8 protein-coding genes and 1 pseudogene are annotated in these 9,960 nt (G+C 56.3%); 3 read left to right on the top strand and 6 right to left on the bottom strand.

Annotated features, from left to right (window positions below; genetic code table 11):
• Both VGE80_RS07785 and VGE80_RS07780 read left to right on the top strand, forming a co-directional pair.
• A partial coding sequence (locus tag VGE80_RS07785; RefSeq protein ID WP_440592246.1) for a hypothetical protein occupies positions 1-453 on the top strand: 453 nt, incomplete at its 5' end.
• A 789-nt stretch (positions 454-1,242) separates the two neighbouring features.
• A complete protein-coding gene (locus tag VGE80_RS07780; protein WP_373653187.1) occupies positions 1,243-1,716 on the top strand; it encodes a hypothetical protein in 474 nt (157 codons plus the stop codon).
• A gap of 355 nt (positions 1,717-2,071) precedes the next feature.
• On the opposite strand, the gene VGE80_RS07775 is transcribed toward VGE80_RS07780, so the two are convergent.
• A complete protein-coding gene (locus VGE80_RS07775; protein WP_440592245.1) occupies positions 2,072-2,728 on the bottom strand; it encodes a trimeric intracellular cation channel family protein in 657 nt (218 codons plus the stop codon).
• Positions 2,729-3,168: 440 nt separating this feature from the next.
• Here VGE80_RS07775 and VGE80_RS07770 point away from each other — a divergent pair, with 440 nt between their 5' ends.
• Entirely contained in the window at positions 3,169-5,553 is a 2,385-nt protein-coding gene (locus VGE80_RS07770) for a 2OG-Fe(II) oxygenase (RefSeq protein ID WP_440592244.1), read from the top strand.
• 271 nt (positions 5,554-5,824) lie between these two features.
• On the opposite strand, the pseudogene VGE80_RS07765 reads toward VGE80_RS07770, so the two are convergent.
• From VGE80_RS07765 to VGE80_RS07745, 5 genes and pseudogenes are all read right to left on the bottom strand, one after another.
• A pseudogene (locus tag VGE80_RS07765) lies at positions 5,825-7,453 on the bottom strand (type I restriction-modification system subunit M).
• 5 nt (positions 7,454-7,458) lie between these two features.
• Positions 7,459-8,814 (bottom strand): HD domain-containing protein, encoded by a 1,356-nt coding sequence (locus VGE80_RS07760; RefSeq protein ID WP_440592243.1) that lies wholly within the window; start codon positions 8,812-8,814, stop codon positions 7,459-7,461.
• Between the two features lie 14 nt (positions 8,815-8,828).
• The gene (locus VGE80_RS07755) at positions 8,829-9,344 is read right to left on the bottom strand and encodes a hypothetical protein (protein WP_440592242.1); all 516 of its coding nucleotides are present in this window, start codon (positions 9,342-9,344) and stop codon (positions 8,829-8,831) included.
• Positions 9,345-9,488: 144 nt separating this feature from the next.
• Positions 9,489-9,809, bottom strand: coding sequence for a hypothetical protein (locus tag VGE80_RS07750; RefSeq protein WP_440592241.1), 321 nt, complete (start codon positions 9,807-9,809; stop codon positions 9,489-9,491).
• 19 nt (positions 9,810-9,828) lie between these two features.
• On the bottom strand, positions 9,829-9,960 hold a 132-nt coding region (locus tag VGE80_RS07745), incomplete at its 5' end, for an IS4 family transposase (RefSeq protein ID WP_440592247.1).

Raw genomic sequence — 9,960 nt, 5'->3', positions numbered from 1 at the left:
TTATTTGCACAATACATCCGCGGCGACGAGCAATCACATTCCCAGATGGACATGCAAATGGAATGCAACGAGTGGAGTGAGCGAAATGATTCGCTGAACGCGTTCAACTTGGCACTGAAGATCGGGACCCATGGACTGATACGCGACATCGTGCTTGATCTGGCGAGCGATGGAAGTGTCATCGTGTGGGGCCGTGCCCGTAACTACTACGCGATTCAACTAGCTATCTGTGCGACAAGAGAGTTCGGCAGTAGGCGGCACCTGTTCCCCAAAACTCGACTCCTGCTGTCCGTCGGTGAAAGTGTTGTCGATCTAGAGATCGTCCACCCCGAGTACGAGAAACAGGATCAACCACTTCCCACTCCCCGCCCGCACCGTCGCATATCGATGACGATGACTGCCGCCATGCCCGCCGCGATGATGGATGTCATTGGCAGCGTCGAAAGCCTCTGAAACAGTGGGGTCGCTCCGACTCGTTCCACGGATCACGCATCACACGTCCTGAGATGCCTGCGCATGCGCTCGCTGATCGCTCGTCTGCTTCGTGATCCGCTGTGGCCCTGCTCGGTGCAGGAAGGCCAACTCCAATTGGGGCTCATAGAAGTACCCCGCTTGAAATGGCCTGGTTTGAACATCGGTGCCTCTTCGCAGCACAGATTCTCTCGCATGCGGTCAGGACGTGTCCGAAGAAATCATCGCGACCATTTGACCGTATCCAGGAGGGGGACCGACGCTCGACACCGTATTCCTTACCTGTGGCACAGAGCTCAGCTTCCGCAATACCTAACCGCGTAGAAGCAACAACCCTTCCAGTGTCGGCCCGCACAACACCTCGCGCGGCCATCTCACCACCTCGGCCTGCAGGTCCAGTGGCGCATGAGGTCAGATGAACACCAGGGAGACACTGTCACCACATGGCGACACGTCGAAGCCGTTATGACTGTCATCTTTCCAACAAAATTCGCGGTTCCCACGTTTCAAACGCTCTGAGACAGCTGTAAATGTCGGGACTTTAAGCAATCTTCATGATCGGTACGCATCGTGCATTCCTCCCTCTTGCTACCAGGAGTTCGCTGAGTTTGTGATCTGCACGGTACGACGGTGATCTAAGGCGATCACGGGATCGAACAAGCAAGGCTGTCGATGGAGCTTCACCACCGCCGAATGCCTGAACGAAAGCCATCACCAGATGACTTTCAGTCGAATCGCTCTGAGCGAAACTGATTTGCTGAGGAGAGGAACATGACCACAGGAACTGCAATCAAGGTGGAACTATCTGGTGTTCACCCCCGCAGTCATCGCTGCGCCAGCGCCGTTGATGCCGCCATGATCCGGGTGCAGGGAGTCTACTCGCGCTGCAATCTGCGCGACGGAACAGTGACGCTGACCGCCAGCGACGAGGCCGCTGCCCGCAAGGCCCTCGCAGCCTTCGCCGCAGCAGGATTCTACGGTACATCCGACAACGAAGACCTTCAGGTACAGCCCTTGGCCCCGACGATGTCCGCACGGCTGACGCGCGCCCAGATCTCAGGCATCCATAACTGCTGTCCCCCCTGCTGCAACGCCATTGATGAGGCCATCAGCAGTGTCGCAGGAGTCACAGGTCATACAGCCAAACCCGGAGTAACCCGGTTTTTCGTCACAGGCGATTTTGAATCAGGTGATCTGGTCCGGGCTCTCAACGAATCCGGCTTCAGTGCGATCATTGAACCATAAGAACGACAGCAGGCATACGCTCGCTATACGAAGAATCCCCCGCCGGATGTTCCTGTGGTTGCGTGACTCACTCAGGCCAGAAGCGTCCACGGGTCTTCTAGTCCAGACGAGAGTAATTTTGAGCTGACATCCTGCGACCAATGCGGATTGTGCGACGGGGAAAGCGGTGGGCCGGGGTTTGATGACGGTCATCAAATGTCGGCTCACCGCGGCCCGCCTCCCCTGCAGTGGCCACGCCGAGCCCTGATCAGCAAGCGGCTACCCCGCAACCCGACAGCGGGAGAAAAGAAAATCAAGTCCGACTCGCTTTGTGCGCCGTCTCACACTGGCTTCCGCAAATGCCTCCCAGCATGAGTTATTCTTGCTCCGAATGAGCCAACGGTCGCGGCAAATGCCATCCACGGTACAGCGACATCATCCTCAGCCAGAAGCAGAGGAGCGCTCCCGCGATCAGGAACCCACTCAAGGGCAACTGCAACGTATGCCCGGTCGCAACCAGGACCCCTGCGGCCAGTGCAGCAACGGCATAAATATCTGCCTGAAGAACCAGGGGTGTCTCGCGGACCAGCAGATCACGCAGCATCCCTCCGCCGATCCCGGTCAGCATCCCCATGAGCGCGGCCATCATGGGATGAAGACCGAACGAGAGTGCCTTTTGAGTCCCCGTCACGGCGAACAGTGACAGTCCGGCGGCGTCAAAGACCAGCACGGGCCAGCTTCGAAGGTTAATCCCCGGAGACCACAAAAACATCACCAGGCCCGCAACGACCGAGACGGTCACATACTTCCAGTCGCGAATGGCAGCCGGAGGAACCGCGCCGATTAAAACATCACGGGCGACCCCCCCCGCGTTCCCCGCCGCAAAGGAGAGAAACATCAGTCCAAACAGGTCGAGCCTGTTTTTCACCCCCGCCGCCGCACCGCTCAGCGCAAATACAAACGTCCCCAGCAAATCAAACACAACCAAAAGCTGAGCAGCCAATCCACGCCCCTGCCACAACGGCTCATCCATCTCAGATCCCACCCGGCACGATACCAACTAAGCTTCTCCGCTTCTCAACAGCGGCCTTCCCATTCCAACACGTCAATCCCACCGCTGCAATGACCGAACACGGTGCAGCAACGCTCGTCTCTGCTGGTCCGCTCAATTCAATCATCACTGACGACGTGCAGCCCTCATCGACATGCACGCCGCAAGATCGTGGTGCTCGCCACTGTAAACGGCGTCACCAGCAGCGAGGGTCGCTCTGAGAGAACCTCCGACCATGGATCATCAAACGGTTGTTCGCCCCGCACTGAATCAGAGGATGCTCACCCAGCGGAGACATTCATCCCTCACATGACCTGACGGCTTAGTCTCAGTAGAATCCCGACACAATTCACAGATCATGATTTTGGCTCATTCTTCAGCGGGTTCAAAATCATCAGAGACAGGGCTGGTAGGGAGTTCTCATGCAGTCATCCATGAAGGAACTGGAGCAAATCCTCAATTCGCTTGGGGAGTCATCTCGTTTCGCAACATCCGGCCAGTTACCGGCCGTACTTCCGGGTCTGGAAGTCGACGGTTTCGGTTCCGTCGGACTTCCATTAGCCGCTGTGGAAGCAAAGCGACTTATCCAACAGGCGGAACAAGCCCCCTATGGTCGAGGCGAAGAAACAATCGTTGACACAGATGTTCGCCGCGTCTGGCAGTTCGAGCCCACCCAGTTCCGTCTCAAAAATACCGACTGGGCCACCCAGATCGAAACCGCAGTCGAACAAATTCGACGTGACTTTGGCTTAGATCAAAAGATCTCGGCACACCTCTACAAACTGCTGGTGTATGAGAAAGGGAGTTTTTTCGCGCCCCACCGCGATACCGAGAAGATTGCCCGAATGTTCGCGACGCTGGTGGTTTGCCTCCCCTCACTCCACGAGGGAGGATCGCTCATCGTGCGGCATGACGGACAGACAGAGACCATTGACTTTGGTGGAACAGCCTCCGAATTTCAGACCCGATTCGCTGCGTTCTACGCCGATTGCCAGCACGAGGTCACTCCGGTGACATCGGGATTTCGAATCTGTCTGGTTTACAACCTCTCTTTGAGCGGTCGTCGCCAGCCCTCCGCGCCACGCAATCAGCCCCTCGTCCAGCAGGCGCGACAAGAGTTGGAGAATCTCTTCGAAAACGCTTCAAACCCAATGGAGAAGATCTGCATTCCGCTGAGGCATCAATACACCGAAGCCAACCTCGATCCCCGGCAGTTGAAAGGAGAGGATCGGACTCGATTCGACGTCCTGCGACAGGCCGCCGAGTCGCTCGGCTATCCCTGCTATCTGGCCCTCCTGACGCACTGGCAATCGGGGGAAGCCGATTATGATTCCCTGGACACCGATCGCTATTGGGGCCGCAGCTCAAGACGACGAAGATACAGATATGATGACAACGACGAGGCAGACGATACTGATGTCGAACTTGGTGAAGTGCACGATGAGGATCTTTCGCTCGCCCATTGGCTGAATCCGGACGGAGAACCGCAGCCCTTCGGCAAGATTGAGTTTCAGGAAGAAGAAGTCCTGGGCTTCGATGAGAAAAAGGACTGGTCCCGCCGCCAGGAAGTTCACGAAGCGACGGGGAATGAGGGTGTCACTGTCGAATGCTGGTACCACCAGGCAGCCGTGGTGATCTGGCCCCCCGCTCGATTCTTCCAGATTATGGCCAGTGGAGGACCATCGTCGTCCGTCCCGGCACTCGAGCAGATGATGGCCGCGTCCCCTGCCTCGGACCAGTCATCCTCCCTCCGTGAGTTCGCCAAACAGATCATTGCGCAATGGAACCCGGATTGGAAATTACGCAGCGACAAGGTCTCACTCGCCACCCGCATGCTGGAACTGTTGGAGCGAATCGGTGACGCGGAACTGGCATTCCGGTTTGTGCGGGACGTACTCCCCCGAAGCTTCAACGGCTCCGAAGGGAAAGCACTGACTCGCCTGTGCAACCAAGTCGGCTGGGATGTACTCGGTCCGTCCTTGCTGAGTTTTGTGGTTCAACAGCAACCGGAAGATCACATGACAACGATCGCCCGGATTGTCGCCGTGTGTGCCCCGCTTTGCTGCGATCCCCCCAAACCGACGAAACAACGACTCCAGGTCTGCCAGTCCCTCGCGGCAGAACTATGGTCCGCCGTGAAGCGTTTCGAACGCAAACTCGTCGGTGATGAGGATGATGATCTCTGGATCGAAGAAGGATCGTGGAACGATCCCGCCAGGGACTACATCGGACTGGTCGATCCACTGCTGCAAATCGGCGCTGCCGTGGAAGCGGCTGACGAACTGGAGCGATTTCTCGATCGGATTCTCCTTGATCCGCGCCGGTACAATCTTCGTCGAGTTTTAGTTCCCGACCTTCTATCGGCCCAGAAGTGGTTGCCCAGGTTTCCCGCAGGTCAGCCCGCACTCACACGACTGCGTGAACACTGTCTTGTGCAGCTTCGGGCGGCAACAGCCGACCCAGTGGAACCCCCCAAAGACTGGACCCGCAGCGCGAATTTCAAATGCAGTTGTGGCGACTGCCAGACCTTGGCGAAGTTCTTACGAGACCCGGAGCAACAGGTCGGTCGGTTCCCCCTCCGAAAAGACCGCCGCCAGCATCTGCACAATCAGATCGAACGCCATCACTGCGACTGCACGCACGTGACCGAGCGAAAAGGCTCCCCCCAAACACTCGTCTGCAACAAAACAAACGCATCCTACGAGCGACAACGTCAGCGATACGAAAACGACCTGAAACTGATCACGAAGCTGGAAGCACTCACCACCCCGCCCAAACCCAGGAAACCCAGAAAAAAGCCGCAGTAAAGCTGTGACGCCCCCTGCTCGAACAGTCAAGAAAACGAGCCTTTGGGTCGCCAACCACGAGAGAGCGTCGGATTCACCGATCCTAAGGCACCGAAGTGCCCCTCCCTTCGGGCTACGGGAACCGGTTCATCGTGTGCTTTCTCCGATTCGGAGTCGTCGCCTCCGATGAATGTATCGCTCTTTCACTCGCAAACAACTCTCTCCGATATTCGCCTTACCAGGGGGCCGAGTCTCTCGCATTATTCTGCTGGCTGACGGAACTTCGCGAATGTCAGGGTAACGGAGGTAATCCGAGTTCCACGAGGAACTGGTTGTGGGCGTTCTTGGACTTTTGAATCTCGCGTTCAATATCGACCAGTGCGGCGTGCGTTTGTTTCAGGTCGATTTGGACTTCATCCTCGGCGTTGCTGACATACCGGGAAATATTCAGATTGAAGTCGTTGGCTTCAATCTCCTTCATCTTGACCCGGCGCGCGTACTTCTCGACCTGCTTCGGCCGATCTTTATAGGTGCGAATGATCCGGCCGATATGCTCGTCCGTCATGACATTCTGGCGTTTCCCTTTAGAGAAATTCTCGGGGCCGCTGGCGTTGATGAACAAGACGTCGTCCGGCTTCTTGCACCGTTTGAGCACCAGGATGCAGACGGGGATGCCGGTGGAGTAAAACAGGTTGGCGGGGAGCCCAATGACCGTGTCGATATGCCCGTCTTTGAGCAGCTTGGTGCGAATGCGCTCTTCCGCGCCCCCTCGGAACAGGACACCGTGCGGCAAGATGATCGCCATCACTCCCTGCTCACTCAGGTAGTGGAAGCCATGCAGCAGGAACGCAAAGTCGGCTGCGCTTTTGGGTGCCAGTCCGTAGTTCTTGAACCGGACGTCCTCACCCAGCACCTCGTTCGGTTCCCAGCGATAGCTGAAAGGAGGATTGGCGACGACGGCATCGAACTTCGGCACTTTCGCCGGGTTGGTCTCGCGGAGCATGTCCCAGTCGTTAGTCAGCGAATCACCGTGGTAGATCTCGAACTCGGTATCTTTGACTCCATGCAGCAGCATGTTCATCCGCGCAAGGTTGTAGGTCGTGATATTCGATTCCTAGCCATAAATCTTCCCGATCGTTCCTCCTGCGTCCGTGACATGACGGCGGACGTTGAGCAAGAGTGACGCTGACCCGCAGGCGAAATCCAAAACGCTCTCTAACCTCTTTCGATGCCCCATCGTCGGTTCGTGTCCGTCCAGTGTGACGATGGCTGACAGAATGTCGCTGATTCGCTGCGGGGTATAGAACTCGCCCGCCTTCTTGCCCGAGCCTGCGGCGAACTTGTCGAGCAGATACTCGTAAGCATCGCCGAGCGTGTCGGTATCGCTGGAGAACAGGGCCAAGCCCCGTGCAATCTCACTGACGACCGAACAGAGCTTGTCATTGCGTGCTTCGTAATTCTTTCCAAGCTTGTCTGAACTCAGGTTAATTTCCGAGAACAGTCCGTGAAATGTGCTCTCGAAGGAATCTTCCTCGATGTACTTGAACGCATCCTTCAACGTGTCCAGCAGGTAGCGGCTTTGCGTTTTGGCGAGGTGAGTGACGTTTGTCCACAGATGCTCAGGCTTGATCACGTAGTGCGCCTTGCGCCGCATCTGTTTTTCGAACGCGGGAACGTCCTTCTTGTTTTCAGCGTACCAGACGGAGAGCGGAGATTTTCCGCCGTTGCCGATCGCATTGGGGTCGGGGTAGTCCTTCCTCAGTTCACGCTTTGCGGCCGCTTCGTAGTTGTCCGAGAGGTATCGCAGGAACAGGAATGCAAGCATGTAATCGCGAAAATCATCCGCGTTCATTGCCCCGCGTAAATGGTCTGCGATGTTCCAGAGAATCTTGCCGAGTTGTTTTTGGTCGTTTTCGGTCATAGTCTTTAGTTGCCAAACTCCGTGTCTGAATTGGATGACATCAGCTTCCGACGGAGCTCAATCGCCTCTTGGCGAATCTCTTTCGGTACGTAGTAGTAGACGCGATCTTCCTGAGGAGTGATCACCGCTCCGAGTCGCGGCAGATAGGCCCCGATCGCCACAGGTTGCTCGTCGACCAGCACGCGAATTGTATTGACGGCAGACTGATTTACGGGATCTTTTTCTTCCCGGTACGGCTGGCGATACTTTCCTTTCACCGTGTCGGCCAGGCAGTACATCGACGGTTCCTCATAACCCTTGGCTTTCAGCAACAGGTGCAGGTCTGACTCCCATTTCCCGAAATCATTCGATTTGAGGGGATTGACGGGTGGCGGCGGCTCGACCATCGCCAACCCATCACGATTAAGGAATCGCCTGGCGCAGTCCGCGAGCGACTTGTCGCTGTGGCCAGTCCACCGCTGAATTTGTTCCAGCACGGTGAACTCCTCCACTGCGAGATAGTCAGAAACCAGCATCGTCGCAGGATTGGGGTCTTCAGATCTCCAGAACTGTTCCAGAACAGGATTTGCGTTGACGTTGGTGCCACTCTTCCTGAGTTCATCAGCGCGTTTCCACATTGCCTGCAGCAATACCTCAAATCCGCGTGTGGTCTTGTGCAGGTAAACATTTTGGTACATGTAGTACCGGGCGAAGATGTATTCCTCGATTGCCATGGCCGACTTGGCAGGCCACACAAGATCCGTTTCGTCGTCATGAAACTGCACCGTGGTCAGCAATCGATGCCAGTCGAAATGGCCGTATCCTGCCCCTGTGAACAGACTGTCGCGACGGAGATAGTCGAGCCGATCGACATCGAGCTGGCTCGACATCAGGGCTCGTTGCCAGGCCGGATGCTTGGTGTCTTGAGAATTGATGAGGTCGGCAACGTGGTACGGGAGATAGGCATCTTCCCGTTTGAGGATCTCGTGGAGCTGCGATCCTTCGTCGAGGATCACTGCCATCGACCATTGCTCGTGATTGATACCAAGACATGGCTCGAACAGATGGGAGAACGGACCATGTCCCACGTCGTGAAGAAGTGCCGTCGCCAGCAGCGCCTGCCGTGCCTTCCTGATTCGTTCGGCGTCACTGACTCGCTCGAGATGTTCGAGTACAAGCTTCATCAGGTGGGTGACGCCAAGGCTGTGCGCGAATCGCGTATGATCTGCACCTGGGTAAGTGAAGTTGCTCACACCCAGTTGATGAATACGACGCAACCGCTGGACCTCACGACAGTTTGCGAGATCAACGAGCCACCCGTCGCGATTGCGATCGAAAGCGATGTAATTGTAGAGCGGGTCACGGAAGACCTTGTCAGACATGCAGTCCCCGCTCGCTAGGTCGCATCTACCGAGTGAAATCGTTTCGCCAGTTTCAAGGCACTCTGACTTGCGGGAAGTGCAGGGGAAACTCGTTTGAACTGGCAGGCCAGTTGCAGGGCCTGATCCCAATCCTGATCCGTTGACTGACTGAAGTAAAACAGGATGGTCGAACCAAGTTCAAGCTGCCAGATGTCGCTTCCGATCAGTTCCTTGCCGAGCTGTTCAAAACGCTGCATTTCCTCATCGATCGTCTGCTCAAGAAATTGGCGCGTGATCGGCATCAGTTGGTAGACATACTGCGACCCGAAGCGAGGTCCTCCGGTCTCCTCCACCAGACCGGCGGCCACAATCTCATCACAGGCATCGGCCACATCGCACGAATAGGGCCCGAAGTGGTGAAGTGTGTAGACGCATTCGAGCGGGCAGCCCGCAGCCTGAAGAAAGTAAACGACTTTTTGCAGCCGCTTACGGCCCTGCAATCCGGTCTCACCTGCCCAGGAGAGCAGTGTCGCGAGTTGCAGCCGGTTCATTTCAATTTCTCCTCGCGGTAGTCCGTAGCATTCGTCAGTCCCAACGTGACCCGACATGTTATCGTCGCGACCGACGCGCGTCCAACAGTCTAACTCGGTGCTCGATGCCTTGCCATTGCGGTTCCGACTCGCCGGAACATCCGCTCAGGCCTCCTCCGATGACGGGAACAGTTGCTGCATCAGGCCTTTCTTGTGCATTCGCAGGCAGTCCAGCTTTTGTGACATAGTGTCAATTAAAACGTCCAGCGACGAGAGACATTGGGCGATCCGCCGCTGCTCGGTTTCGGGTGGTACGAGAAGGGGCATCCGTGCAAAGTCGTCGAAGTAGAGCCGCAATCGATCTTTGGTCAAACCACGCGAGTACGATTCGAGAAGTAAGAGTGAGTCCGGTAACTTGAAAAAGTATTCGAAGAATGGTGAGTGCACGCCCAGAAGTGGCGCAAGAACAACGTAGGCGGGACTCACCAAACAATCTTCCTTGTCATTACCCACATTTTCTCCTGAGAGCATCTTGAGTTTGCAGTGCGATTAGAAGTCGTTCGGTCCCCCTCCAAAGGGTCATCCATCCGGGTTCGCCATCGCCTTTGCGCATGAGAAAGCCGCCGAGTGAAGCGAG

The sequence above is a fragment of the Schlesneria sp. genome, assembly GCF_036405755.1.
Lineage (GTDB): Bacteria > Planctomycetota > Planctomycetia > Planctomycetales > Planctomycetaceae > Schlesneria > Schlesneria sphaerica.
Note: the sequence above shows the minus strand (reverse complement) of the source record. Positions and strands in the feature narration are given on the sequence as shown.

Coding starts and splice junctions, on each gene's coding strand:
- VGE80_RS07780 (WP_373653187.1), top strand. CDS start 1,243: ATGACCACAGGAACTGCAATCAAGGTGGAACTATCTGGTGTTCACCCC.
- VGE80_RS07775 (WP_440592245.1), bottom strand. CDS start 2,728: ATGGATGAGCCGTTGTGGCAGGGGCGTGGATTGGCTGCTCAGCTTTTG.
- VGE80_RS07770 (WP_440592244.1), top strand. CDS start 3,169: ATGCAGTCATCCATGAAGGAACTGGAGCAAATCCTCAATTCGCTTGGG.
- VGE80_RS07760 (WP_440592243.1), bottom strand. CDS start 8,814: ATGTCTGACAAGGTCTTCCGTGACCCGCTCTACAATTACATCGCTTTC.
- VGE80_RS07755 (WP_440592242.1), bottom strand. CDS start 9,344: ATGAACCGGCTGCAACTCGCGACACTGCTCTCCTGGGCAGGTGAGACC.